The organism is Pseudomonas sp. PKS (genome assembly GCF_051913525.1).
Lineage (GTDB): Bacteria > Pseudomonadota > Gammaproteobacteria > Pseudomonadales > Pseudomonadaceae > Aquipseudomonas > Aquipseudomonas guariconensis_D.
Genome location: NZ_JBEGDO010000015.1, coordinates 54,398 through 80,635, shown reverse-complemented (window position 1 = coordinate 80,635; position 26,238 = coordinate 54,398). Strand labels below are relative to the sequence as shown.

Below are 26,238 nucleotides of genomic sequence, written 5' to 3'. Positions count from 1 at the left end.
GGGTTACCCGCGAAAGGGCCTGATCTGCCAATCCAAATGACAGCTATTGCCCGACCTTGGATTCGCCGTTATATTCCGAAACATTCTCTTCTCCGAAGACCCGATCATGCCTGCCATACCTTCCATCACAGCTGTCGTCCTCGCGCCTGTCGCGGGCGTGGTTGTGCGTGGCAGCCAGCAGCCGGCCATGATCAGTCATTACCCACCACCTGTCAGTGGCGTGGTAGGCGGCGTAGCTCCGCCTCCTTGCGCAGTGGTGCTGGGCTGATCGGCCTCTGGCCGCTTCCCATCACACTCGCAACCTACTGAACACGGTCGGCTACCTCCCTCGCTAACGCGACAGCCTGCCGTTCGGCTCATTTGCCCTATACAGGTGGCAATACATGTCTGTCTTTTCCAAAGCATCCGTGGCCTCGGCGGCCACGACCAGCCTGTTCGTCCTGCTGTGGAGCAGCGGGGCGATCGTCTCCAAGCTCGGGCTGGCCCAGGCCAGCCCCTTTGCCTTCCTCCTGCTACGCTCGGCCCTGGCGCTTGCCGGCCTGCTGCTGGTCAGCCCGCTGCTGGGGTTGCGCTGGCCGCGTGGTCGTGGTGCCGTGCTGCGCGCCCTGGGTACCGGTTGCGTGTTGTTGGGCGCTTACCAGATCTTCTATCTGCTGGCGCTCAACACCCACGTCACCCCTGGCATCATGGCCACGGTCATGGGCGTTCAACCGATCCTCACTGTGGTGCTGATGGAGCGCCAGCGTTCCTGGAGCCGGCTGTTCGGGCTCGGTTTGGGGCTTGGAGGGTTGGTGATGGTGGTCTACCAGGGCCTTAACCTGGGCGGGGTATCCCTGGCTGGGATGCTGTTCGCCCTGCTGGCACTGGCCAGCATGACCTTGGGCTCGATCCTGCAAAAGCGCATCACCGACAACCCCATGGGTACCTTGCCGTTGCAGTACCTGGCCGGCTTTGCCTTGTGCGCAGTGTTCGCGCCATTTCAGCCGCTCCAGGTGCAGTGGAGCGCAAGCTTCATCGGTGCGCTGGCATGGATGGGGCTGGTGGTCTCGCTGTTGGCGACCTTGTTGCTGTATCGCCTGATCGCCCGTGGCAACCTGGTCAATGTCACCAGCCTGTTCTACCTGGTGCCTGCGGTGACTGCCGTGATGGATTATCTGATCTTCGGTAATCGTCTGGCGCCACTCAGCCTGCTGGGGATGGGGTTGATCGTCGTCGGCCTGCTGTTCGTGTTCCGCAAGCCGGCATTGCGTGCGGCTGAAGCCTGATGCACCGAGGGCCGCTTTGCGGCCCTCTTCGCGAACGGGTGTACGCCATTTCCAAGACGCAGGGCCTTGTCCCGCGATAGGGCCATGGCCCTATTTTTTGGCCGGACGTAGCACTAACCACAAGGCCACGCCGATCAGCACTCCGCCATACAGGTGCGCCATCGACAGCGGCTCGTCCAGCAGCCAGGCGCCCCACAGGACGCCGAATACCGGAATCAGGAAGGTCACGGTACTGGCCTTGACCGGTCCGATCTCAGCCAGCAGGCGGAAGTACAGGATGTAGGCGAACGCCGTGCACAGCAGGCCCAGGCCCAGCAACGACAGCCACACAGGCCAACCGCCCCAGCTGGCCGGTGGCTGGGTGAGGGCACTCCAGGCGAACACCGGCGTCAGCAGCAAGGTCGCGCCGAGCATGCTGCCCAAGGCCGACAACCGGCTATCCAGGTCGCTCACCCAACGTCGCGCAAGGAACCCGGCAAAGCCATAGCAGGTGGTCGCAGCCAGACAGGCCATGGCGCCTTGCAACAAGGCAAGATCCAACGCCACCGGGCCCGCACCGCTGAGGATGCCGACGCCGAACAGCCCCAGGAAGATGCCGCACAGCTTGGCCAGGGTCATGGGTTCGCGGAAAAACAGCACGCCGATCAACACACCCATCAGCGGTGTGGTGGCGTTGAAAATGGCTGAGTAGCCGGCGGGTAGTACCTGCGCGGCCACCGAATAGAAGGTGGCCGGGATCCCGGAGTTGATCATCCCCAGTACCAGGCAGGCGCCAAGCTTGCCGTTGAAGTCCCAGCGCACCCGCGCTGCGGCAAGAATGGCGATCAGCCCCAGACACGCGATCGAGACGCGAAAGAACGCTGTCGGTACGGTGCCGAGTTCCGGCGCGATGATGCGCATGAACAGGAAGCTCGCCCCCCAGACAGCGGCAAGGGTCAGCAGGCGGGCAAGGGCGATGGGGCTCACAGCGGTCTCCAGCTATCGGCAAGGGCGCGAGTGTACGCCATCGAATGAGCGCGGTTCTTGTCCTTTCTTGCTGTGTGAATTTGTCCGCGGCCTTTCGTGGGAACCCGCTCCACAGGGTTGTGAGAATCCTGCGGGAGCAGGTTTGCCTGTGAAAAGGGCACGACGAAAGCAGGTGCAACTAAGCTTGCGTGTTGAACCCCCGCATGGAGTCCCTTGCATGTCCCAGTCATGGCCGGCGGCCGAGATCGCCCGGATGATCCTCGATGGTTTCGACGACTACCGCGAACACTTCCGGCGCATCACCCTGGGCGCGCGCGCGCGTTTCGAACAGGCGCTGTGGCAGCAGATCCAGCAGGCTGCGGCGGCACGTATCAATCTCTATGAAGAAAAGGTCGTCGAGGTCAATGGCTGGCTGCGCGATGGCTTTGCCGAGGCGGTACTGTTGGATGTCGAGCAATGGCCGCTGGTGAAGAACGCCTACATCCGTCTGATCGACCCGCGCCTGGACGATGAATTGGCCGAGACCTGGTACAACTCGATCTTCTGCAGCCTGTTCAGCCACGACCTGATCAGCGATGGCTGCATGTTCATCCACACCACCCGGCCGTCGATGCGCGGGCATGAGCGGGCCGCGCAGACCCGTATCTACCAGCCTGACGGCAGCGTTCGGAGCCTGTTGCGCTCGATCTTTGCCGATTACCCGTTCAGTGTGCCCTATGGCGATCTGGACGGGGATGTAGCACGTCTTGAGCAGCAACTGCGCGAATGCTTGCCCGACTGGGTCTGCAAGGATCCCTCCCTGGCCGTCGAGCTGTTCTCGCCGGTGCTCTACCGCAACAAGGGCGCCTACCTGGTGGGGCGACTGTACACGCCGGATGAGCAGTGGCCGCTGGTGATCCCGTTGCTGCACCGCGAGGGCCATGGCATCGAGGCGGATGCGGTGATCACCGACGAGGCCGAGGTGTCGATCATCTTCTCCTTCACCCGCTCGTATTTCATGGTCGATGTGCCGGTGCCGGCGGAGTTCGTCAATTTCCTCAAGCGCATCCTGCCGGGCAAGCACATCGCGGAGCTGTACACCTCGATCGGCTTCTACAAGCACGGCAAGTCGGAGTTCTACCGTGCGTTGATCAACCACTTGGCCAGTACCGAGGATCGCTTCGTCATGGCGCCTGGGGTGCGGGGCATGGTGATGAGCGTGTTCACCCTGACCGGCTTCAACACGGTGTTCAAGATCATCAAGGACCGCTTCTCGCCGTCCAAGACCGTGGACAGGGCCACGGTGATCGACAAGTACCGTCTGGTCAAAAGCGTCGACCGGGTCGGGCGCATGGCCGATACCCAGGAGTTCGCCGATTTCCGCTTCCCCAAGGCCAAGTTCGAAGCACAGTGCCTGGCCGAGCTGCTGGAGGTGGCACCGTCGACTGTCAAGCTTGAAGGCGACACGGTGCTGATCCGTCACTGTTGGACCGAACGGCGCATGACGCCGCTCAATCTTTACCTGGAACAGGCCAGCGAAGCCCAGGTGCTGGAAGCGCTGGAGGACTACGGCCTGGCGATCAAGCAACTGGCGGCGGCGAACATCTTTCCTGGTGACATGCTGCTCAAGAACTTCGGCGTCACCCGTCATGGCCGGGTGGTGTTCTATGACTATGACGAGATCAGCTTCCTGACCGAGGTGAACTTCCGGCATATCCCGCCGCCGCGTTATCCGGAGGACGAGATGTCCGGCGAGCCGTGGTATTCGATCGGGCCCCACGATGTGTTTCCGGAGGAGTTTCCGCCGTTCCTGTTCGCCGACATCGGCCAGCGACGTCTGTTCAGTCGGTTGCATGGCGAGCTGTATGACGCCGATTACTGGAAAGGGCTGCAGGCGACGATTCGTGACGGGAAGGTCATCGACGTGTTTCCGTATCGGCGCAAGGCGCGGTGAGCGTTTGAGGCTGCCTTACAGCCCATCGCAGGCTGTCGCCAGCGCTTACGACTTTATATGGCGGCTGGCGACAGCGAAGGTGCTACCCCTTCATGCACTTGAGTTCGGTGAAGTCGTTGCGCACCTTGCTCAGCCGTTCCTGGAGGTACTGCCGTTGTACCGGGGTGCTCTGCTTCATCAGGTCCACCAGCAGGCTGCGGGCCTGTTGTTCGGAATGCTGGAAGGCAATGCGGTATTCCGGGCTCCACAGGCTTTCCTTGCGTTGCAGCAACTGCGCGATGCGGGGTTCGAAGGCGGGCGTGTCGCGCTGAGCCATGACCAGCACCAGTTGCTGCTGCCAGTGGGCGCGGTTGGCGATCCACTGACGATTCTGGTCACCGAGGGCCTGGGACCAAGTCAGCACGCGCAGGCGTTGAGGCGCGTTGAGTTCGCCCAGCCAGGGTTCGAGGCGCTTTTCCATGCGTTTGGCGCGGTCGCTGATCTGCTTGGGCAGGGGCGTCTCGACATAGTTGGCCTGGCGCTCGCGGATGTCATCAAGAAAGGCCTGGCGCATCTGCGCGACCTGATCGTCGCTCATGCCACGCAATAGCTGGGTGGCGGAGGGGGTGATCGCCTCGGCGACCCGGCCGATGGCCTGGCGCGCCTCGGTGGTGCGCTGCAGTAGTGCCTGGTCGGTGACTTGGTCGGTGGTGACCATCTGGCGGATCTGGTCGAGCCACTCCAGGTAGCCGGGCAGTTGCGTCTTGCAATGCCAGGCCAGGTGCTGCTTGAGACGCTCGTCGAGCCAGGTTTTCTGCTGGCGGTTCATGTTCAGGTAGTCATTCAGGGACCAGGGCACCAGCACGTCGAGGTTGCGGTAGGCCAGGTCGATGCGGCTGCAGGCCGCCACGGCCAGGGTCAGGCACAGGGCGATGAAGAACACGGGGCGTAGGGTGACGGGCATGGGCGAATCCTTGCTGGAGCTTGCAGGCAGTGGACGCAAGGGAGGCTCCGTCGGTTCCTGGGCACGGACGGCCAGGCGGCGAAGGCTGTTCAGGTGTAGAATAGCCGCCTTGTCTTGAGGATCTTCGTAAATGGCTTTGCTTGGGCGTTACAACAGTTTGCAAATCGTGAAATACACGGACTTCGGCCTGTACCTGGATGGCGGTGCGGACGGCGAGATCCTGCTGCCCAAGCGCTACATCCCCAAGGACGTCGACGCCGAGATCGACGACTGGCTCAATGTGTTCATCTACCTCGACAGCGAAGACCAGCTGATCGCCACCACCGAAAAGCCCAAGGTACAGGTCGGTGAGTTCGCCAGCCTCAAGGTCAAGGACATCAACGGCGCGGGCATCTTCCTCGACTGGGGGCTGTCCAAGGACCTGTTGATGCCCTATTCGGAGGAGTCGCGTCCGCTGAAGATCGGCGACTACTGCGTGGTGCACGTCTACCTGGACAAACGTACCCGTCGCATCACCGCCACCGCGCGCCTGGACCGCTACCTCGATCGCACCCCGGTCGACTACCAGGCCGGCCAGCCGGTGGAACTGCTGGTGGCCGGGCAGACGCCCATGGGCTTCAAGGCGATCATCAACAACCGCCACTGGGGCTTGATCCACAAGAACGAGGTGTTCAAGTTCCTGCGTTCGGGCATGCACGAGAAGGGCTACATCAAGGAAGTGCGCCACGACGGCAAGATCGCCCTGAGCCTGCAGCCGGTGGGCAAGGTCCTGGTCGACAGCCTGCCCGAGCAGATCATGGCGCGCCTGGAAGCGGCTGGCGGGATGCTCGAGGTGTGCGACAAGAGCGACCCTGAAGTGATCAGCCGACTGTTCAATGTCAGCAAGGGCAACTTCAAGAAAGCGATCGGCGCCCTCTACAAGCAAGGCCGCATCGTCATCCTTGACGATCGCATCGAACGGGCCTGATCAACCCTGCAGGAAGGGCGTGAAGTCCAGCTGCTCGCCACCGGGGCGGGTGTCACGCAGCAGCGAGTCACGGTCGGCGCTCAGGGCCAGGCTGATGGTCGAGCGCCGCTTGCCCGGATGACGGACTTCCATCTGCTCCTGGTGAGCGCGCAGGAAGTTGGTCGGCACCTTCAGGTGCTGCAGTTCATCGGTCTCGGGGGTGTGCAGCAGCAGGTTGACCCAGTCGGGCTGGCCTTTGCGCAGCAGCGCCGTCGGCACATCGAACCACCACAGGTTGCGTTTGCGGTCCAGGATCGCGAGCAGGGTGTTGTCGCGGTTGAGCACCGGCCGCTCCAGCGCTTGGTTACGGCGGGCGATGGCGGTGGGTTTGTCGAGTTTCATGCAGGTTCCTGCGGGTTGACGCGAGATAAGGCCTGGTATTGTGCGGGGCCGGGTGCAGGCAAACAAGTCTGGTATCAGCGGCCCGGCCTAACAAGAAGGTGCTGACACGTCAGCCCTGATCGCTGGACAAGCCCGCCCCTACAGGCATTTGTAGCTGTTTTCTTTTGTTGGCCTGGCGTTGAGCTGCAACGTGTCTGATGTGGTCTATTAGACTTGCATCATTGAAACGTGCCTGCCCGATTGGCTGGCCTTCACCTGACACGATCCTGCAGCGAAAGGAGACGCTATGTTTTTCCCCAACCTGCGCGGTTTGCCCCTGCACCGCGTGCTGGTGCGCACCGTCCGCGAGTTTCTCGATGACGAGATGTCCACTTATGCGTCGGCGCTGGCCTACCAAATGCTGTTTTCGTTGTTTCCCTTCCTGTTGTTCCTTATTGCCCTGATCGGTTTCCTGCACCTGCCGGACTTCTTCTCCTGGCTGCGCCTGCAGTCGGAGCTGGTGCTGCCGCCCCAGGCCCTGGAGCAGGTCAACCCGGTGATCGACCAGTTGCAGCAGTCCAAGGGGGGGTTGCTCTCGGTGGGTATCGTCATCGCCCTGTGGACGGCCTCGGCCGGTGTGCGCTTGATGATGAGCGCGATGAACGCCGCCTACGACGTACCCGAAGGCCGGCCGGTCTGGAAGCGCATCCCACTGTCGGTGATCTACACCATCGGCATCGCGGGCATGCTCCTGGCTACGGCGGCGCTGATGGTGCTGGGGCCGCAGGTGATGGAGTGGATCGCCGCCCAGGTGGGCATGCAGGAGGTGATCGTCACGGTCTGGACCATCCTGCGCTGGCCGGCGATCATCATCCTGATGATGGTGGCGGTGGCGCTGATCTACTACGTCATGCCCGACGTGAAGCAGGAGTTTCGCTTCATCACCCCAGGCTCGGTATTGGCGGTGGTCGTGTGGATCATTGCTTCGCTGGCATTCGGTTACTATGTGAAGACCTTCGCCGACTACAACGCCATGTACGGCAGCATCGGGGCAATCATCGTCCTGCTGCTGTACTTCTACATTTCTGCCGCCGTACTGCTGCTCGGTGCCGAGATGAACGCGGTGATCGAGCACATGTCGGCCGAAGGCAAGAACCCTGGCGAGAAGGAAGCCGCAGGTCATACCTCCAAGGAGACATTGACCGTGCTCGGCCATGAACATCCTGTCGAGCCCCAGCCGAGTGAGCCGAACCCCCGATGATCCGTGACATCCTCAAGATGGGCGACGAACGCTTGTTGCGCATCGCCCCGCCCGTACCGGCGGACCTGATCGGCAGCGAGCAGTTGCAGGCGCTGATCGACGATATGTTCCAGACCATGCGCCATGTGGGCGGCGTTGGCCTGGCCGCGCCGCAGATCGGCGTCGACCTGCAACTGGTGATCTTCGGCTTCGAGCGCAGCGAGCGCTATCCGGATGCCGAACCCGTCCCCCAGACCATCCTGCTCAACCCGGTGATCACGCCCCTTTCCCCGGAAGTCGAGGATGGCTGGGAGGGCTGTCTGTCGGTCCCGGGGCTGCGCGGTGTGGTGCCGCGCTTCAAGCACATCCGCTACGAGGGCATCGACCCCCAGGGCAATCCAATCAACCGCTTTGCCGACGGTTTCCATGCCCGTGTCGTGCAGCATGAGTGCGATCACTTGATTGGCCGGCTGTACCCGTCGCGCATTCAGGACTTCAGCAAGTTCGGCTATACCGAGGTGCTGTTCCCTGGGCTAGATGCGCGCGAAGATTGATCTCGCACCATCGCCACCAGGCGCTTACTGCGCTGGTAGCGCGCCAGCCGTGAGGCCAGTGCCTCGGGCAGCGTATCTGTCAGGGTGAAGGCCTGGCGCTGGTAGAAGGCCTCCAACTCAGGATGGCAGAACAACCAGGTCGGGCCGCAGGTGGCCTGCAGTGCCGCTTCGATCAACTGCGAGGCGACCTGCTGGCCACGCCACGCTGGCGCAACGAAGAGGCCCGTGAGCCAATGCCCTTGGGCCACGGGGCTCAGGCTCATGCCCGCGACGATACCTCCCGCCCGTGCCACCCACCCTTGGCCATCGCCCGCGGCGCGCATGCGAGAGTCGTGCTGGCGGTAGAAGTGATCGAGCAGCTTGCGTTCAAGGGGCCCCAATGGGCTGCAATGGAGCGGATTCATGGTCATGGGCAACGGTTTTCGTGGAGGCGCTTTTTCGCAGATTGTTGCAGGGTTCGCAAGAGTGATTGTCCTAGTTCGGGGTTCAACTATTTCAGGTGGGGAGTAGACTTTCAGACATCCCCCGGCAGTACGAAGCGGGATCGGTACTTCGTGTCATCTTCGTAGTTGATGACAACTTCTCCGCGCCATTCACGGCATATGAAGTCAATCGAGTTGATTGCTTTTAAGGCCAACCTCTCATGAAAGCTTTACTGATTCTCGCACTGGTCGGTATGTCCTCGTTCGCCTTCGCCGATGAGGTCAAGACCGCCACCACCCAACCTGCAGTCGAGCAGTACGACTATTCCACCAACCTGGATATCAAGCGGGTGATCAGCCTGTCGACCATCCCCAACGTCTGCGAGGTGGTGCCTGCCACCATGACCTACGAAGACCACCAGGGCCAGGTACACACCATCCAGTATCGCGCCATGGGTGAGGGCTGCAGCCAGGGCTGAGACTGTCGATGGACAGATAAGGTTTACCTGGGCATCGGGTCGGGCTTAGGATCGATCTCCCGTTGATGAAGGAATATCGCCCATGTTCGACCTGCCCGCCCTGCGTGAAGCCGCCGATTTCGTCCACCAGCACGTTCCCGCCACGCCGCAGCATGCCTGGCCGCTTTTGGCCGACCGTTTGGGTTGCAAGGTCTGGGTCAAGCACGAAAACCACGCGCCGACCGGTGCCTTCAAGGTTCGTGGCGGGCTGGTCTATGTCCGTTCGCTGTTGGCCAATGGCAAACCACCACGAGGGCTGGTCACCGCCACCCGTGGCAACCATGGCCAGAGCATGGCGCTGGCGGCGCGTCAGGCTGGGGTGCCGCTGGTGATCGTAGTGCCGGAAGGCAACTCGCGAGAAAAGAACGCCGCCATGCGTGCCCTAGGCGCTGAACTGGTGGAGCACGGGGTCGATTTCGACGTGGCCCGGGAAGAGGCCGCCAGGCTTGCCGAGTCGCTGGGCTACGCCATGGTGCCTTCCTTCCATCCGGAGTTGGTGCGCGGCGTGGCCACCTATGCGCTGGAGCTGTTCGACGCTGTAGCAGACCTGGATTGCGTCTATGTGCCGATCGGCATGGGTTCGGGTATTTGTGGTCTGATCCAGGCGCGCAACCTGCTGGGGTTGAAGACCCAGATCGTCGGCGTGGTCTCCAGTGCCGCCGATGCCTATGCCCAGAGCTTCGAGCAGGGGCGCATCGTCACCACCGAGACCGCCGACACCTTCGCCGACGGCATGGCCTGCCGGGTTCCCCACCCCGATGCCTTCGCGCTGGTTCATGAACACGCCGCACGCATCGTGCGCGTCACCGACGATGAAGTCGCCCAGGCCATGCGCCTTTACCACGAAGCCACCCACAACACCGCCGAAGGTGCCGGCGCGGCGGCCCTGGCGGCCTTGATGCAGGAGCGCGCGCGTCAGGCCGGCAAGCGTGTGGCGGTGGTGCTCAGCGGGGCGAACATTGATCGTGAGCGCTATGCGCGGGTGCTGCTCGGTGCTTGAGGATATTCAAGCGAGGTTGCGGGCACGAAAGATCTGAACACGCCATGACGCGCTCAGGCACAATCGCCTTTCCTTGAACCTGCATGACCGAGTCTCCCATGCCCTTTTCGAATGGATTCCTCCTCAGCCTGTCCCTGTGCCTGGACATCGGTGTCGCCAACATCGCCATGATCACCCTGGCCATGCAACGCGGTTTCATGCAAGGCGTGTGGCTGGGGCTAGGGACGTGCGTGGGAGATCTGATCTATGCCGTTGCCGCGCTGGCGGGCATGACCGTGCTGCTGCAGTTCGAAGCGGTGCGCTGGACGTTGTGGCTGGGCGGCTCGGCCCTGCTGGTGTGGTTCGCGCTGAAGATGTTGCTGGCGGCCTGGCGCGGTGGGCATCTGGAGGCCAGTGGGCAGGCAGTGGTGGAGCCGGCCTGGCGCGAATTCTTGCGGGGGATGTTCCTGGCCATGTCTTCGCCCAGTGCCATCCTGTGGTTCGCGGCGGTGGGCGGGGTGCTGATTTCCCGCTCCGGTGCCGGTGGGCCGCTGGAGGCCGGACTGTTCCTGGGAGGCTTCTTTGCGGCCGGAGTGGTGTGGTGCCTGGGCCTGTGCGCTATCGCCAGTCACGGCGGGCGTTTGCTGGGAGATCGTCTGCTGACGTGGTCGTACCTGCTGTCGGCGGCGATCTTCTGTTACTTTGCCGGGTACGTGGTTCTTTCGGGGTACCGTGAGTTCATCCTTGCAAGCCCTGCGCTTTGATTTTTTTCCGTCCTTGTCGATTTCCCCAATCACCATTCGACCAGTCATGAGGGCGCCGAAACTTGAGGCGCCACCCGCTCATGACCGATTGGAGGAATCACCGATGAACACCGCCGAAACCCAACTCAGCCAATTGATTGAACGCTGGATGCAGGCCGTGCGCGAGCGCGATCTGGACGCCATCTGCGCGCCGTACGCTGACGACATCGTCGCCTTCGATGCCATCAACGCATTGCAATTCAAGGGTAAGGCCGCCTACCGGGCGCATTGGGAAATGTGCATGAGCTTCTGCACCGGGCCCATGGTGTTCGAACTGGCGCAACTGACCGTGCATGCCGACGGTGACCTGGGCTTTGCCCATTGGCTCAACCGCTGCGGCCCTTCGGATGACGAGAGCCAATGCGGCTTCATGCGGGCCACCGTAGGCTATCGTCGTAGTGGCGGACAATGGCAGGTCATTCATGAACACTGGTCGGCACCGTTCGACATGCAAACCCAGAAAGCCCTGTTCAACCTCAAGCCTTGAACGACCCTGCCGCTCATCGGCAATCGCACCTTTGCGCAGCATTGGAGACGACCATGAAATACCTGTGCCTGGTCTATTGTGACGAAGGGCTGCTGCACAGCCTGCCCGACAGCCCTGAAGATGCCGAATGCATGGCTTACGCCGAGTCGCTGCAGGGGGTTGGGCGAATGCTCGCGGCCGAGGCGCTCAAACCTGTGCAGACCGCCACCACGGTTCGCGTACGGGGTGGGCGGATGAGCCTGACCGACGGTCCGTTTGCCGAGACCAAGGAGCAATTGGCGGGTTTCTACCTGGTCGATGCGCGCGACCTGAACGAGGCACTGAACATCGCCAAAGGCATTCCGGCGGCGCGAGTCGGTAGCGTCGAAGTACGACCGGTACGTGAGTTGCAACCCTGATAACGGAGAACGACCAGCATGAGCCTTGCACAGCCCGGCCCGCAACAGTCGCCACATGAGTTGTCCATCACACGCTTGATCGACGCCCCTGCGGCCAAGGTGTTTCGCGCCTGGACCGAGCCACAGTGGCTGACGCAGTGGTGGGGACCCCATGGCATGACCACCCCCGAGTGCGAGTTGCAACTCTGGGTGGGCGGGCTGTTCCGGACCTTGATGCGAGCCCCCGATGGTGCCGAGTATCCCAACCAGGGGGTGTTCCTGGAGATCGTCGCGCCACGGCGGTTGGTGTTTACCGATGCCTTCGGGCCGGGCTGGGTGCCTTCGGACAAAGCGTTCATGACGGCCGTGATCACCTTCGATGAGGAACAGGGCAAGACCCGCTACACCGCGCGCGCCTTGCACTGGAACGCCGCCGACTGCCGCGCTCATGAGGAGATGGGGTTCTACCAGGGCTGGGGCGAAAGCCTGGATCGGCTGGTCGAGGTGGTGACCCAGCGGATGCCGGACTGATGCTTGATGCTCAGCAGGTGCGGCGGGAGGTCGAGGCGGTCTATCGGCGGGACTCCCGGCGTATCCTGGCGACCCTGATCCGTCTGCTGGGCGACTTCGATCTCGCCGAAGAGGCCCTGCACGATGCCTTTTTCATTGCCGTCGAGCGTTGGCAACGCGATGGCATCCCGGACAATCCGCGTGCCTGGCTGGTGTCTGCGGGCCGCTTCAAGGCCATCGACGCCTTGCGCAGGCGCGCCCGCTTCGACCGGTCCCAGGCGGATCTGGTCATGTTGCTCGAGGACCAACGGCATGGCCCCGGCGAGGAGGAGGACCTGGTGGATGATCGCCTGCGGCTGATCTTCACCTGTTGCCACCCGGCGCTTTCAGCCGATGCCCAGGTGCCGCTCACCCTGCGTGAAGTCTGCGACCTGACCACCGAGCAGATCGCCCGAGCCTTCCTGCAGAGCCCGGCGACCATCGCCCAGCGCATCGTGCGCGCCAAGGCCAAGATCCGCGATGCGCGCATTCCCTACCAAGTACCGGCACTGGCCGAACTGCCGGAGCGCCTGGAAAGCGTGCTGCGAGTGGTTTACCTGGTCTTCAATGAAGGTTACTCGGCCTCCACGGGTGATGACCTGATACAGCGCGAGTTGTGTGACGAAGCGATCCGGCTTGGACGGCTGCTTGCCCAGTTGCTGCCGGATGCCGAGGTGCTCGGGCTGTTGGCGTTGATGCTGCTGCAGGCCTCGCGATTGCAGGCACGTAGCGATGCGGCGGGGGAGTTGGTGGTGCTGGACCGACAGGACCGCAGCCAGTGGGATCGTGCCCAGATCGCCGAAGGTTGCCAATTGGTGCAGCAGGCACTGCGCAGCCGGCAGTTCGGAGCCTATAGCGTGCAGGCGGCCATTGCCGCGGTACATGCCGAAGCCTCAAGTCCCGAGCAGACCGACTGGCAGGAAATCGTTGGGTTGTACGATGTATTGCAACGGCACTGGCCGTCACCGGTGGTCGAGCTTAACCGGGCGGCGGCATTGGCCAGGCGGGACGGGCCAAGGGCGGGGCTTGTGGCGATCGAGGCGATTCTGCAGCGTGGCGAGCTGCGTGACTATCATCTGGCCCATGCTGCCCGGGCGGAGCTGCACCGTCAGTTGGGGCAGGACGAGCAGGCTCGCACAGCCTGGCAGCAGGCGCTGGCGCTTACCCGGCAGGGGCCGGAGAGGCGGCACATCGAGCGGTGTCTGCGGGAGCTGGATCGCTAGGCGGCGCGGGTGAATCTTTCGCAGGTGAACCCGCGCCCACGGTTTTCAGGGCAGCGCTGGCCTTGTAGGAGCGGGTTCACCCATGAAGGCGTTCTGTCGACGGGCTCGATCAGCTGGCAACGAAGTTCGGCGGGCTGACCAATTCGACGGTCTGCTGCTTGCGTGGAGCCAGGATCTCGGCGACGCCTTCGACCACCAACTCGTCGTTCTGGTTGTACACATTGGTTGCGATGCGCACCTTGAACTTGGGCAGCTTCTCGAGAATCTCCAGGCGCACGGTCAGGGTGTCGCCGATCTTGACCGGCTTCTGGAAGGTCATCTGCTGACCCAGGTAGATGGTGCCTGGGCCTGGCAGGGTGCAGGCAACCGCGGCACTGATCAGCGCACCGCTGAACATGCCATGGGCGATACGCTCGCGGAACATGCTCTTGGCGGCGAATTCGGCATCCAGGTGTACCGGGTTGTGGTCACCGGACATCGCGGCGAACAGCTGGATGTCGCGCTCTTCCACGGACTTTTCATAGCTGGCTTTCTGCCCGACTTTGAGGGCTTCGTAGGGCGTGTTGGTGACCTGGGACATCGGGGCTTCCTTAAGGGGCGGACGAGCAAGTGTACATCATTCACTGCGGGCAGGGCGGCCAAGGGCCAGCGCCTGCTCCAGCCAGCCGAGGATATCGGCGGTGACCTCGTCGCGGTTGGTTTCGTTTAGCACTTCGTGCCGCGCTGCAGGGTACAGGCGCAACTGCACATGGCGGTTGCCGGTCGCGCGCAAGGCGTCGGCCAGATCCTTCAGACGCTTGCCGGCACTGACCGGATCACATTCGCCGCCAAGGACCAGGATCGGCAGGTTCGGGTCGATCTGTGCGAGGTTCTTCGGCTGGCTGATCTGCGCCAGGCCCTGGAGCAGGTCGATCCATAGCTGGTTGCAGCAGCGAAAGCCGCACAGGGGGTCGGCGATGTACTTGTCGACCTCCTCGGCATCGCGGCTGAGCCAGTCGAAGGGCGTGCGGTTGGGCTTGAAGGCTTTGTTGAACGAACCGAAGGACAACCATTCGATCAGTGCGCTCTTGCCCAGGTAGCCCTGGCGCCAGGCTTCCAGGCGTGCGATCAACGCGGCGGTGCGGTAGAGCAGCGGCGGCTGGAAGTTCGAGCCGCTGAGCACTGCGCCTTGAAGGCTGGCGCTGTGGTGCATGAGGTAGGCCTGGGCGATATAGCTGCCCATGCTGTGGCCGAACAAAAACAGCGGCGTGCCGGGAAACTGCTGGCCGATGTGCTGGGCCAGCAAGCCCAGGTCGTTGACCACGGTGTTCCAGCCATGATGGCGGGCGAACAGGCCAAGATTGCCGAGCTCCGCAGTGCGGCCATGGCCGCGCAGGTCGGGGGCGAACAGGGCGAAACCTGCCTCGGTCAGGGCATGCCCCAGGCGCTGGTAGCGACCGGCGTGCTCGGCCATGCCGTGGGCCAGCAGCACCACGGCCTTGACCGGTGTTGTCGGCAGCCACTGATGGACATACAGGCTGCAATGCTCGCTGGCGGGCAGCCAGAAGGCGTCATGGGGCATGGCGAGTCCTTGGCTCATGGGTTGCAGACAGTGTATGCCCAATGGGCCTGATTGCAGGAAGGGCACAAATAAGATTCACAATGTTAATGGCGGCACTTGGCGTATATGCCGTCTCCTGCTTACCTGCTAACGTCGATCCAACGCCTTCTTGCCCGTTCGCGAGCTTGGGCAGGCAGGTCAGGGACAGCGCATGGCAGAGGAACAACAACAAGATGCAAGCCGACTTCTGGAATGACAAACGCCCGGCGGGCGTGCCTTCCACCCTCGAGATCACTGCTTATCAATCGGTCGTCGATGTGTTCGAGCGTTCCTGCAAGCGCTTTGCCGACCGGCCGGCTTTCAGCAACCTGGGCGTGACCCTCAGCTACAGCGACCTCGAGCGCTACAGCGCTGCCTTCACCGCCTGGTTGCAGCAGCACACCGACCTCGTTCCGGGTGATCGCATCGCAGTGCAGATGCCCAACGTCCTGCAATACCCCATTGCCGTGTTCGGCGCGATGCGTGCCGGGCTGATCGTGGTCAACACCAACCCGCTCTACACCGAGCGAGAAATGCGCCACCAATTCAAGGATTCCGGTGCCCGCGCCCTGGTCTACCTGAACATGTTCGGCAAGCGGGTGCAGGAGGTGCTGGGCGACACCGACATCGAGTACCTGATCGAGGCGAAGATGGGCGACCTGCTGCCGGCCGCCAAGGGCTGGCTGGTCAATACCGTGGTCGACAAGGTCAAGAAGATGGTGCCGGCCTACCGGCTGCCCCAGGCCATATCCTTCAAGCAGGTGCTGCGCCAGGGCCGGTCGGGGGTGCCCAAGCCGGTGCCACTGAGCCTCGATGATGTCGCGGTGCTGCAGTACACCGGTGGCACCACGGGGCTGGCCAAGGGCGCTATGCTCACTCATGGGAACCTGGTGGCCAACATGCTGCAAGTGCTGGCCTGTTTCTCCCAGCATGGCCCGGATGGGCAGAAGCTGATCAAGGACGGCCAGGAGGTGATGATCGCACCGCTGCCGCTGTACCACATCTATGCCTTCACGGCGAACTGCATGTGCATGATGGTCACCGGCAACCACAACGTGTTGATCACCAACCCCCGTGATATCCCCGGCTTCATCAAGGAGCTGGGCAAGTGGCGTTTCACCGCCTTGCTTGGCTTGAACACCCTGTTCGTTGCCCTGATGGACCATCCCGGCTTCAAGTCCCTGGACTTTTCCTCGCTCAAGGTCACCAACTCCGGAGGCACGGCTTTGGTCAAGGCCACGGCCGAACGCTGGGAGAGCCTGACGGGCTGTCGCATCGTCGAGGGCTACGGCCTGACCGAGACTTCCCCGGTCGCCAGCACCAACCCTTACGGCGCGCTGGCGCGTCTTGGGACGGTGGGTATCCCGGTGCCGGGCACGGCGTTCAAGGTCATCGATGACGAGGGCAACGAGGTGTCCCTGGGTGAACGGGGCGAGTTGTGCATCAAGGGCCCGCAGGTCATGAAAGGCTACTGGCGCCAACCGGAGGCCACTGCACAGACGCTGGATGCCGACGGTTGGCTCAAGACGGGCGATATCGCCGTGATCGACCCGGACGGTTTCACCCGGATCGTCGATCGCAAGAAGGACATGATCATCGTCTCGGGCTTCAACGTGTACCCCAACGAGATCGAGGAAGTGGTCATGGGCCACCCCAAGGTTGCCAACTGCGCAGCCATCGGTGTGCCCGACGAGCGCTCCGGCGAGGCGGTCAAGCTGTTCGTGGTGCCGCGAGAAGCAGGCTTGAGCGTCGAGGAGCTTAAGGCGTACTGCAAGGCCAACTTCACCGGTTACAAGGTGCCCAAGTACATCGTGTTGCGCGACTCACTGCCCATGACCCCGGTGGGCAAGATTCTGCGCCGTGAGCTGCGGGATATTGCCTGATTTGCCCAAGGCCTTTTCGAACGGCAGGAGAGGGCGGTGTGCAAGTGCTCTATCCTGCCGTTTTCGGCTTGAATTGCGACGTTTTGGATAAATACTCTAAAAATGACCGGTATATTTCTTTGAGTCATTTTTGTGACCGTCTGGGCTGTTTTGGGCTCTAGGCGACCCCTGGCAAAGCTGTTACTCTCGGCGCGCTTTCAGATGATCCGGTTTGCAATGAGCCGTCATCCCATATCAATAATAAACGCGTAATGCGTGACGAATTCGCTGTTGCTGAAGGAGCGGGCTTCCATGATCGAAAATTTTTGGAAGGATAAGTACCCAGCCGGGATAACGGCGCAAATCAATCCTGACGAGTTCCCCAATATCCAGGCGGTGCTCAAGCAATCCTGCCAACGCTTTGCCGACAAACCGGCCTTTAGCAACCTGGGCAAGACCCTCACCTATGGTGAGCTGTACACCCTGTCGGGCGCCTTTGCCGCCTGGCTGCAACAGCATACCGACCTCAAGCCGGGTGATCGGATTGCCGTACAACTGCCCAATGTCCTGCAATACCCCGTGGCCGTGTTCGGTGCCATGCGCGCAGGTTTGATCGTGGTCAACACCAACCCGCTCTACACCGCGCGGGAGATGGAACACCAGTTCAACGACTCCGGCGCCAAGGCCTTGGTGTGCCTGGCCAACATGGCGCACCTGGCCGAGAAGGTGGTGCCAAAGACCCAGGTCAAGCACGTCATCGTCACTGAAGTGGCCGACTTGCTGCCACCGCTCAAGCGCCTGCTGATCAACAGCGTGATCAAGTACGTGAAGAAGATGGTGCCCGCCTACAACCTGCCCGGCGCCGTACGCTTCAACGATGCCCTGGCGCTGGGCAAGGGCGGCGCGGTGACCGAGGCCAACCCGCAACCGAACGACGTCGCGGTGCTGCAGTATACCGGCGGCACCACCGGGGTTGCCAAGGGGGCCATGCTGACCCACCGCAATCTGGTGGCCAACATGCTGCAATGTCGAGCCCTGATGGGGGCGAACTTGCAGGAAGGCTGCGAGATCCTCATCACCCCGCTGCCGCTGTACCACATCTATGCCTTCACCTTCCATTGCATGGCCATGATGCTGATCGGCAACCACAACGTGCTGATCAGCAACCCCCGTGACCTGTCGGCGATGGTCAAGGAACTGGGCAAATGGAAGTTCAGCGGTTTCGTCGGCCTCAATACCCTGTTCGTTGCCCTGTGCAACAACGACGCCTTCCGCGCCCTGGACTTCTCGGCGCTGAAAATCACCCTTTCCGGTGGCATGGCCCTGCAACTGAGCGTGGCCGAGCGCTGGAAGACCGTCACCGGCTGTGCAATCTGCGAAGGCTATGGCATGACCGAGACCAGCCCGGTCGCAGCGGTCAACCCGGCCGAGGCCAACCAGGTCGGGACCATCGGCATCCCGGTGCCTTCGACGCTGTGCAAGGTGATCGACGATAGCGGTCGCGAGCTGGGCCTGGGCGAGGTCGGTGAGCTGTGCGTCAAGGGCCCGCAGGTCATGAAGGGCTACTGGCAGCGCGAAGAGGCCACCGCCGAAATCCTCGACCAGGACGGTTGGCTGAAGACTGGCGATATCGCGGTCATCCAGCCTGATGGCTACATGCGCATCGTCGATCGCAAGAAGGACATGATTCTGGTTTCTGGTTTCAACGTCTATCCGAACGAGCTCGAAGATGTGCTGGCCAGTCTGCCGGGTGTGCTGCAGTGCGCGGCGATCGGTGTGCCGGACGAAAAGTCGGGCGAAGTGATCAAGATGTTCATCGTGGTCAAGCCGGGCATGACCCTGACCAAGGAGCAGGTGATGGAGCACATGCGCGCCAACGTCACCGGCTACAAGGTCCCTCGTCACATCGAGTTCCGCGATGCGCTGCCGACCACCAACGTCGGCAAGATCCTGCGCCGTGAGCTGCGTGATGAAGAGCTCAAGAAGCAGGGCCTGAAGAAAATCGCCTGACGTTGCTCAAGCAGGGCTGCATTGCAGCCCTGCGCGACCAAGGTTCGGATCCTGGGGCTGTAAAGCAGCCCTCAGTGATCAGCGCAGTTTCTCGAGCATCTGGTAGTACCACATCCCCGCCGCCAACAGCGGATTGCCCAGCAAGTCCCCCATCGGCACCTTGATGTGCTTGCACGCCGCGAAGGTGTCGAACTTCTCCAACGTCCCGGTCAGCGCCTCGGCCATGATCTCGCCCATGATGTGGCTGGTGGCGATGCCGTGCCCGGAGTAACCCTGGCAGTACCAGACGTTGTCCGACAGCTTGCCCAACTGCGGAATGCGGTTGACCACGATGCCCATCGCGCAACTCCACTTGAACTCGATCGGCACGCCCTTGAGCGCCGGGAAGGTGCGCTCGATGCAGGGGCGCAGCTCAGCTTCGATGTCCCGCGAATCCTTGCCCGAATAGTTGGCGCCACCGCCGAACAGCAGGCGCTTGTCGGCCGTGAGGCGGTAGTAGTCGAGGACGAAGCGGCAGTCGTACACCGCCAGATCCTGGGGGTTGATCTGGTCGGCCAGCTCACCCAGCGGCGCAGTGGTGACGATGCCGCCCATGGCCGGGAAGATCTTGCCCTTGAGCTGGCGCTTTTCCAGCTTGTGATAGACATCGCCGGCCAGCAGCACCTGGCGCGCCTCGATCCGGCCCCGGGCGGTGACCACCGCCGGGCGCGGCCCATGGACGATCTCCAGTACCTCGGAATTTTCGAACACCAGTGCGCCCAGGCTATGGGCTGCGCGCGCTTCGCCCAGGCACAGGTTGAGCGGATGCAGGTGCAGGTTGCGCCGGTTCTTGAGTGCGCCCAGGTACAGCGGGCTTTGCAGGTGTTCGCTGACCGCATTGCGATCGAGCAGGTGCACCAGGTCGCCCATGCCACGGCGCTGGGCTTCGTCGTAGCTCGCTTGCAGTTCATCCATGTGCGAAGGCTTCATCGCTGCGTGCAGGTGCCCGCGTTTGAGATCGCAGTCGATGCCGTAGCGCGCTACGCGCCGCTCGATGATCTCGTGGCCGCGCCAGCGCAGGTGCCAGATGAAGTCGTCCACGTCTTCACCCAGTCGCTTGCGCATCTGCGTGCGCATGGCTTCGTCGCCCGACAGGCTGCCGGTGACCTGACCGCCGTTGCGTCCGCTGGCGCCCCAACCGATGCGGTTGGTCTCGACAATGGCCACCTTCAGGCCGCGTTCGGCCAGTTCCACGGCGGTGGCGACGCCCGTGAAACCGCCGCCGATGATGGCCACGTCGACCTGCTCGGTGCCCGTCAGGGTGGGGTACTGGGTCGGGTCGTTGAGGGTGGCGGTGTAGTAGGACGGCGCCCGTTGGGCCGGCCCATTGTTCACTGCTGAGTTCATGTTCGTTCCTTACTGTGAATAGGGGCTCAGGCCTGGTGCAGGTACCAGCGCCAGTCCTGTTCGCCGACTTCGGCCATGAACTGGCGATACTCGGCGCGCTTGACCTTCAGGTAGACGCCGAGGAAGGCTTCGCCGAGTGCTTCTCGGGCCCAGCTCGAATGCTCCAGCGCCTCGAGGGCGGTGAGCCATTCGGTGGGCAGGTGTTCGGTGGCCTGGGCGTAACCGTTGCCCTCGATCGGGGCCCCCGGGTCGAGTTGTTCGCGTACCCCTTGATGGGTCGCGGCGAGGATCGCAGCGGCGGCCAGGTAAGGATTGGCGTCGGCGCCGCAAATGCGGTGCTCCACATGCCGGCTGTTGGCAGGCCCGCCCGGCACGCGCAGGCTCACGGTGCGGTTGTCCACCCCCCAGGTGGGCGCCAGCGGCGCATAGCTGTTGGCCTGGAAACGCCGGTAGGAGTTGGCGTTGGGGCAGAACAACAACAGCGACTCGCGCAGGTGGCGCAACATCCCGCCCACCGCCTGACGCAGCAGCGGGGTGCCGGCGGGGTCATCGCTGGCGAACAGGTTGCGGCCCTCGGCGTCGGCCAGGCTCAGGTGCATGTGCATGCCGGTGCCGGCCAGGTGGGCGAAAGGTTTGGCCATGAAGCAGGCCTGCATGCCGTGGGCATGGGCGATGCCCTTGACCAGGCGTTTGTAACGCACGGCCTGGTCCATGGCCTGCAGTGCATCGCCGTGTTCCAGGGTGATTTCCACCTGGCCCGGCGCATATTCGGAGATGGCGGTGCGCGCCGGGATGCCCTGGGCTTTGCAGGCGGCGTACAGGTCGGCGAGAAACGGCTCGATCTGCTCCAGCTCGCGCAAGCCATAGACCTGGGTGGTGCGGGGGCGACCGCCGTCATTGTCCAGCGCCGGTTGCGGGCGCCCCTGGGCGTCGCGCTGCTGGTCGAGCAGGTAGAACTCCAGTTCGCAGGCCATCACCGGGTAATAGCCGTCGGCCTTGAGCGCATCGAGCGTGCGGATCAGCACATGGCGCGGGTCGGCGACGCTGGCAGGTAGCCCTTGGCTGGGGTGCATGCTGACCTGCACGGCGGCGGTCGGCACGCGCCGCCAGGGCAGGCACACCAGGCTGCCTTCCAGAGGGTAGGCGCGGCAATCGATATCGCCGACATCCCAGACCAGGCCGGAGTTTTCCACATCGTCGCCATTTAAGGTCAGGCCCAGAATGGTGCTCGGCAGCGGGCGGCCGCTTTCATAGACGGCCAGCAGTTCGTCCCGGTGCAGCAGCTTGCCGCGGGGCACGCCGTTGGCATCGAGGATGAACAGCTCGAACAATTCGATATCGGGGTTGTCGGCCAAAAAGCGACGGGCTTGCTCGGGGTTGGCAAAATGCATGATGTTCGCTCGCGCCCGCAGGCGCACAGGACCGCCACGGCTAGGCGGCGAGTCGGTCTGAAAATGCCGGCCAAGGTTGGCCAGGGCTGGATCAGTGAGGCGCGAACGAAGTATCCGGTGGGCGAGCGTGGCGGCAGTGCCACAGGGCCCAGAAGGCGAGGATGACATGTACCAGCGGGTTTTCGCCGGCGCGGGCCCGGGCCTTGGGAAGGGTAGGGCGCGCATTGCTCGGAGGGCAGGTCATCAGTGGATACTCACACGGGGCATAAGGTTGATTAAAGCAGTGATTGGCAACCTTCATTCCGTGATTGGCTAAACATTCGTGCTGGCGTCTTCGTGGGTAAACCCGCTCCTGCAGGTACCGGGCAGGATCCAAGCCCTGTGCGATTGCTGTGGGGGCGGGTTTACCCGAAGGGGCCCGCATAGGCAGCAGAGAACCTGCAAATCTGCGACAATCGCCCGACTTTCCGAATGCCGATCATGAAAAAGCAGGCTCACCTGCATCATCAAAAAGCCCCATGACAGACCACGCCATCGATCAACTGCTGAAGAACCTCGACCACGCCATGATTGCCGATCGCCATCGGCTGCGGCGGCAACTGCACGAGCTGCGCAAGCGCCCCGACGAGGCCAAGCTTGCCCAATGGGTGGAGCGGGTCCAGGCGTCTTGTGCCCAGGTTGTCGCGCGCCAGCACAGCGTGCCGAGCATCCGCTACGACGACAGCTTGCCGATCGCCGCCAAGCGCGACGAGATCAAGAAGGCCCTGGCCGAGCACCAGGTTCTGGTGATTGCCGGCGAGACCGGTTCGGGCAAGACCACCCAGTTGCCGAAGATCTGCCTGGAAATGGGCCGCGGTCAGCATGGCCTGATCGCTCATACTCAACCCCGCCGGATCGCCGCGCGCAGCGTCGCGGCGCGGGTGGCCGAGGAAATCGGCACACCGCTGGGCGCTCTGGTGGGCTACCAGGTGCGTTTCGAGGACCAGAGCGACGCGGGCACCCTGGTCAAGCTGATGACCGACGGTATCCTGCTGGCTGAAACCCAGCATGATCGCTTTCTCGAGCGCTACGACACGATCATCGTCGACGAAGCCCACGAGCGCAGCCTGAACATCGACTTCCTGCTCGGCTACCTCAAGACGCTCCTGCACCGTCGCCCGGACTTGAAGCTGATCATCACCTCGGCGACCATCGACCTGGAGCGGTTCTCCAAGCATTTCGATGGTGCGCCGATCATCGAGGTGTCCGGCCGTACCTTCCCGGTGGAAACCTGGTACCGCCCGCTGACCAGCGAACAGGACGAAGAGGGCAACCGGGTCGAGGACGACCTGACCGTCGACCAGGCGATCCTCGCCACCCTCGATGAGCTGGCCCATCACGAACGCAGCGAGGGCAAGGGCCCTGGCGATGTGCTGGTGTTCCTGCCGGGCGAGCGTGAGATCCGCGATGCCGCCGAGATCCTGCGCAAGGCCCAATTGCGCCATACCGAGATCCTGCCGCTGTATGCACGCCTTACCCCGGCCGAGCAGCAGAGGATCTTCCAGCCCCATACCGGGCGTCGGGTGGTGCTGGCCACCAACGTTGCCGAAACCTCGCTGACCGTGCCGGGTATCCGCTATGTGATCGACAGCGGCACCGCGCGCATCAGCCGCTACAGCTACCGCGCCAAGGTCCAGCGCCTGCCGATCGAAGCGGTGTCCCAGGCCAGTGCCAACCAGCGCAAGGGCCGTTGCGGCCGGGTCGAGCCGGGCATCTGCGTGCGTCTGTACAGCGAAGAGGACTTCAACGCACGTCCCGCGTTCACCGACCCGGAGATCCTGCGGACCAACCTGGCCGCGGTGATCCTGCAGATGCTGCACCTGCGTCTGGGTGCCATCGATGCGTTTCCGTTCATCGAGCCGCCGGACGGCAAAGCCATCAGCGACGGTTTCAACCTGTTGCAGGAGCTCTCGGCGGTCAACCGCGAGAACCAGCTGACACCCCTGGGCCGCCAGTTGGCGCGCCTGCCGATCGACCCACGCTTGGGGCGTATGCTGCTCGAAGGCGCTCGCCAGGGCAGCCTGCAGGAGGTGCTCATCGTCGCCAGCGCCCTGTCGGTGCAGGACCCGCGCGAGCGTCCTCCGGAACGCCAGCAGGCCGCCGACCAGGCCCATGCCTTGTGGAAGGATCCTGACTCCGACTTCGCGGCTTTGGTCAACCTGTGGCGCGGGTTCGAGGAACAGCGCCAGGCGCTGACCGCCAACCCGCTGCGCAACTGGTGCCGCAAGCATTTTCTCAATTACCTGCGCCTGCGCGAGTGGCGCGACGCCCATCGCCAGCTGGCGCTGATCTGCCGCGACCTGCAACTGGCGGTCAACAAAGAGCCCGCGGATTTCCCGCGCATGCACAAGGCCATTCTCAGTGGCCTGCTCAGCCAGATCGGCCACAAGACCGCAGAGGGCGACTATCAGGGCGCTCGCCAGCGGCGCTTCTGGATCCACCCGTCCTCGGGCATCGGTCGCAAGCGTCCGCAATGGGTGATGGCTGCCGAGCTTGTGGAAACCACCAAGCTCTATGCGCGCATGGTGGCCAAGATCGAACCGGACTGGATCGAGCCGCTGGCCACGCACCTGGTCAAGAAGAACCATTTCGAGCCGCACTGGGAGAAAAAGCGCGGCCAGGTGGTGGCCTACGAACAGATCACCCTGTACGGGCTGATCCTGGTCGGCCGCCGGCCTGTGCATTTCGGGCCGATCGATCCGGTCGCCTCGCGCGAGCTGTTCATCCGCGAAGGCCTGGTCGGCGGCGAGATCCAGTCGCGGGCCAAGTGCCTGACGGCCAACAAGCGCCTGCTCGAACAGCTTGACGAGCTGGAGGCCAAGGCACGTCGGCGCGACATCCTGGCCGACGAAGAAACGCTCTATGCTTTCTATGAGGCGCGTTTGCCTGCAGAAATCCACCAGACTGCGACCTTCGACAGCTGGTACCGGATGAACAGCCAGAAGGATGCGAACCTGCTGATCATGCGCGAAGAGGACGTGCTGGCCCGTGAGGCCAGCGAGGTTACGGCCGCGCAGTATCCCGACAGCCTTCAGGTAGGCGACCTGCGTCTGCCGCTGACCTACCACTTCGAGCCGGGTCATCCGCGAGACGGCGTCACCGTGCGGGTCCCGGCACCGCTATTGCCGAATCTGCCGGGCGAGCGCTTGGAGTGGCTGGTGCCAGGTCTGCTGGAGGCCAAGTGCGTGGCCTTGGTGCGCAACTTGCCCAAGGCCCTGCGCAAGAACTTCGTGCCGGTGCCGGACTTCGTCAAGGCCGCCCTGGCGCGCATGACATTCGGCGAGGGCGCCTTGCCTCAGTCGTTGGGTCAGGAGCTGTTGCGCATGACGGGCGCTCGGGTGTCCGACGAGGCCTGGGCAGAAGCTGCCGGGCTGGTCGAGGGCCACCTGCGCATGAACATCGAAGTGGTCGATGGCCAGGGTAAGTTCCTCGGCGAAGGTCGTGACCTGGCCGAGCTGACGGCGCGCTTTGCCGCCGCGAGCCAGGCGGCATTGGCCATGCCGCGCAACGACAAAGCCGAGCAACCGGTGCAGGCCAAGGCGTTCTCTCAAGTGGCGCAAACGGCCCAGCAGAAGATCGCCGGCCTGTCGTTAACGGTCTATCCGGCCTTGGTGGAAGAGGCCGGCACCGTGCGTGAAGGGCGATTCTCGACTCAGGCCGAAGCCGAGTTCCAGCATCGCCGTGCCTTGCAGCGGCTGTTGCTGCAACAGTTGGCCGAGCCTGCCAAGTTCCTGCGGAGTAAGCTTCCGGGGCTGACCGAGCTGGGCTTGCTGTACCGCGAGTTGGGGCGTGTCGAGGCGTTGGTGGAGGACATTCTGCTGGCCAGCCTGGACAGCTGCATCCTCGAAGGCGAGGCGCCGCTGCCGCGAGACGGCGCTGCCCTGGCCGGCCTTGCCGAGCGTAAGCGTGGCAGTTGGGCCGAGCATGCCGAACGCTTGGCCCGCCAGACCCTGGAGGTGCTCAAGCTGTGGCACGGCTTGCAGAAGCGCTTCAAGGGCAAGATCGACCTGAGTCAGGCAGTGGCCCTGAACGACATCAAGCAACAACTGGCCAACCTGGTCTATCCGGGCTTTGTCCGCGAAACACCGGCAGCGTGGTTCAAGGAGTTGCCGCGTTACCTCAAGGCGGTGGAACTTCGTCTGGAGAAGCTTGGCGCCCAAGTGCAGAAGGACCGTGTCTGGAGTGGCGAGCTGGCCAATCTGTGGGCGCAATACAAGGCTCGGGCCGACAAGCATGCCCAGGAGGGCAAGCGTGACGAGCAACTGACCGTGTACCGCTGGTGGCTGGAGGAATACCGGGTGTCGTTGTTTGCCCAGCAGTTGGGTACCAAGGTACCGGTTTCCGACAAGCGATTGAGCAAACAGTGGGGGCAGGTGGAAGCCTAA

General features: G+C 63.1%; 23 protein-coding genes. 15 read left to right on the top strand and 8 right to left on the bottom strand.

All coding sequences use genetic code 11. The features are described 5' to 3' along the window. The first annotated feature begins 383 nt into the window (after positions 1–383). On the top strand, positions 384–1,265 hold the full coding sequence (locus tag ABOA88_RS16270) for a DMT family transporter (protein ID WP_196168892.1): 882 nt from the start codon (positions 384–386) through the stop codon (positions 1,263–1,265). Positions 1,266–1,355: 90 nt separating this feature from the next. Here the strand turns inward: ABOA88_RS16270 and ABOA88_RS16265 are convergent, their stop codons facing one another. Beyond that, positions 1,356–2,231, bottom strand: coding sequence for a DMT family transporter (locus ABOA88_RS16265; RefSeq protein WP_196168893.1), 876 nt, complete (start codon positions 2,229–2,231; stop codon positions 1,356–1,358). Positions 2,232–2,448: 217 nt separating this feature from the next. On the opposite strand from ABOA88_RS16265, the gene aceK reads away from it, so the two are divergent. Next, positions 2,449–4,164 carry a bifunctional isocitrate dehydrogenase kinase/phosphatase gene (aceK, locus tag ABOA88_RS16260; protein ID WP_367851800.1) on the top strand — a complete coding sequence of 572 codons (1,716 nt, stop codon included), beginning with the start codon at positions 2,449–2,451 and terminating at the stop codon, positions 4,162–4,164. A gap of 82 nt (positions 4,165–4,246) precedes the next feature. Here the strand turns inward: aceK and ABOA88_RS16255 are convergent, their stop codons facing one another. Continuing rightward, the gene (locus tag ABOA88_RS16255) at positions 4,247–5,107 is read right to left on the bottom strand and encodes a DUF6279 family lipoprotein (protein ID WP_196168895.1); all 861 of its coding nucleotides are present in this window, start codon (positions 5,105–5,107) and stop codon (positions 4,247–4,249) included. Positions 5,108–5,237: 130 nt separating this feature from the next. Here ABOA88_RS16255 and ABOA88_RS16250 point away from each other — a divergent pair, with 130 nt between their 5' ends. Then, positions 5,238–6,074 (top strand): CvfB family protein, encoded by an 837-nt coding sequence (locus tag ABOA88_RS16250; RefSeq protein ID WP_196168896.1) that lies wholly within the window; start codon positions 5,238–5,240, stop codon positions 6,072–6,074. Here the strand turns inward: ABOA88_RS16250 and ABOA88_RS16245 are convergent, their stop codons facing one another. Next, on the bottom strand, positions 6,075–6,455 hold the full coding sequence (locus ABOA88_RS16245) for a hypothetical protein (RefSeq protein ID WP_043209291.1): 381 nt from the start codon (positions 6,453–6,455) through the stop codon (positions 6,075–6,077). Positions 6,456–6,741: 286 nt separating this feature from the next. On the opposite strand from ABOA88_RS16245, the gene ABOA88_RS16240 reads away from it, so the two are divergent. Both ABOA88_RS16240 and def read left to right on the top strand, forming a co-directional pair. After that, a complete protein-coding gene (locus ABOA88_RS16240; protein ID WP_196168897.1) occupies positions 6,742–7,695 on the top strand; it encodes a YihY/virulence factor BrkB family protein in 954 nt (317 codons plus the stop codon). Beyond that, positions 7,692–8,228, top strand: coding sequence for a peptide deformylase (gene def, locus ABOA88_RS16235; protein ID WP_367851801.1), 537 nt, complete (start codon positions 7,692–7,694; stop codon positions 8,226–8,228). The genes ABOA88_RS16240 and def overlap by 4 nt, the downstream gene beginning before the upstream one ends. On the opposite strand, the gene ABOA88_RS16230 is transcribed toward def, so the two are convergent. Continuing rightward, positions 8,183–8,632, bottom strand: coding sequence for a GNAT family N-acetyltransferase (locus ABOA88_RS16230; protein ID WP_196169147.1), 450 nt, complete (start codon positions 8,630–8,632; stop codon positions 8,183–8,185). The two genes, def and ABOA88_RS16230, sit on opposite strands and share 46 nt — an antisense overlap. A 239-nt stretch (positions 8,633–8,871) precedes the next feature. Here ABOA88_RS16230 and ABOA88_RS16225 point away from each other — a divergent pair, with 239 nt between their 5' ends. The 7 genes from ABOA88_RS16225 (at position 8,872) to ABOA88_RS16195 (ending at position 13,586) form a co-directional block, all read left to right on the top strand. After that, positions 8,872–9,129, top strand: coding sequence for a DUF2790 domain-containing protein (locus tag ABOA88_RS16225; protein ID WP_196164748.1), 258 nt, complete (start codon positions 8,872–8,874; stop codon positions 9,127–9,129). 82 nt (positions 9,130–9,211) lie between these two features. Beyond that, on the top strand, positions 9,212–10,168 hold the full coding sequence (locus tag ABOA88_RS16220) for a threonine dehydratase (RefSeq protein WP_043209302.1): 957 nt from the start codon (positions 9,212–9,214) through the stop codon (positions 10,166–10,168). Positions 10,169–10,266: 98 nt separating this feature from the next. Next, positions 10,267–10,911 carry a LysE family translocator gene (locus ABOA88_RS16215; protein WP_196168899.1) on the top strand — a complete coding sequence of 215 codons (645 nt, stop codon included), beginning with the start codon at positions 10,267–10,269 and terminating at the stop codon, positions 10,909–10,911. A 103-nt stretch (positions 10,912–11,014) separates the two neighbouring features. Further along, entirely contained in the window at positions 11,015–11,437 is a 423-nt protein-coding gene (locus ABOA88_RS16210) for a YybH family protein (protein WP_196168900.1), read from the top strand. Positions 11,438–11,490: 53 nt separating this feature from the next. Beyond that, positions 11,491–11,835, top strand: a complete 345-nt coding sequence (locus ABOA88_RS16205) for a YciI family protein (protein ID WP_367851802.1) — start codon at positions 11,491–11,493, stop codon at positions 11,833–11,835. An 18-nt stretch (positions 11,836–11,853) separates the two neighbouring features. Further along, positions 11,854–12,345: an SRPBCC family protein gene (locus ABOA88_RS16200; RefSeq protein ID WP_043209310.1), complete on the top strand. Its 492-nt coding sequence runs from the start codon at positions 11,854–11,856 to the stop codon at positions 12,343–12,345. After that, positions 12,345–13,586, top strand: coding sequence for an RNA polymerase sigma factor (locus tag ABOA88_RS16195; protein ID WP_196168901.1), 1,242 nt, complete (start codon positions 12,345–12,347; stop codon positions 13,584–13,586). The genes ABOA88_RS16200 and ABOA88_RS16195 overlap by 1 nt, the downstream gene beginning before the upstream one ends. A gap of 109 nt (positions 13,587–13,695) precedes the next feature. Here the strand turns inward: ABOA88_RS16195 and ABOA88_RS16190 are convergent, their stop codons facing one another. Next, positions 13,696–14,166: a MaoC family dehydratase gene (locus tag ABOA88_RS16190; protein ID WP_367851803.1), complete on the bottom strand. Its 471-nt coding sequence runs from the start codon at positions 14,164–14,166 to the stop codon at positions 13,696–13,698. A gap of 36 nt (positions 14,167–14,202) precedes the next feature. Further along, entirely contained in the window at positions 14,203–15,147 is a 945-nt protein-coding gene (locus ABOA88_RS16185) for an alpha/beta hydrolase (protein WP_196168903.1), read from the bottom strand. 212 nt (positions 15,148–15,359) lie between these two features. Here ABOA88_RS16185 and fadD2 point away from each other — a divergent pair, with 212 nt between their 5' ends. Together fadD2 and fadD1 are read left to right on the top strand one after the other, a co-directional pair. Continuing rightward, entirely contained in the window at positions 15,360–17,048 is a 1,689-nt protein-coding gene (fadD2, locus tag ABOA88_RS16180) for a long-chain-fatty-acid--CoA ligase FadD2 (RefSeq protein WP_367851804.1), read from the top strand. A 291-nt stretch (positions 17,049–17,339) separates the two neighbouring features. Further along, entirely contained in the window at positions 17,340–19,037 is a 1,698-nt protein-coding gene (fadD1, locus tag ABOA88_RS16175) for a long-chain-fatty-acid--CoA ligase FadD1 (protein WP_196168905.1), read from the top strand. A 78-nt stretch (positions 19,038–19,115) separates the two neighbouring features. Here the strand turns inward: fadD1 and ABOA88_RS16170 are convergent, their stop codons facing one another. Together ABOA88_RS16170 and ABOA88_RS16165 are read right to left on the bottom strand one after the other, a co-directional pair. Continuing rightward, positions 19,116–20,423, bottom strand: a complete 1,308-nt coding sequence (locus ABOA88_RS16170; protein WP_196168906.1) for an NAD(P)/FAD-dependent oxidoreductase — start codon at positions 20,421–20,423, stop codon at positions 19,116–19,118. 26 nt (positions 20,424–20,449) lie between these two features. Next, entirely contained in the window at positions 20,450–21,814 is a 1,365-nt protein-coding gene (locus ABOA88_RS16165) for a glutamine synthetase family protein (RefSeq protein WP_367851805.1), read from the bottom strand. A gap of 518 nt (positions 21,815–22,332) precedes the next feature. Between ABOA88_RS16165 and hrpA the strand changes: the two genes are divergently transcribed. Beyond that, positions 22,333–26,238, top strand: a complete 3,906-nt coding sequence (hrpA, locus tag ABOA88_RS16160) for an ATP-dependent RNA helicase HrpA (protein WP_367851806.1) — start codon at positions 22,333–22,335, stop codon at positions 26,236–26,238.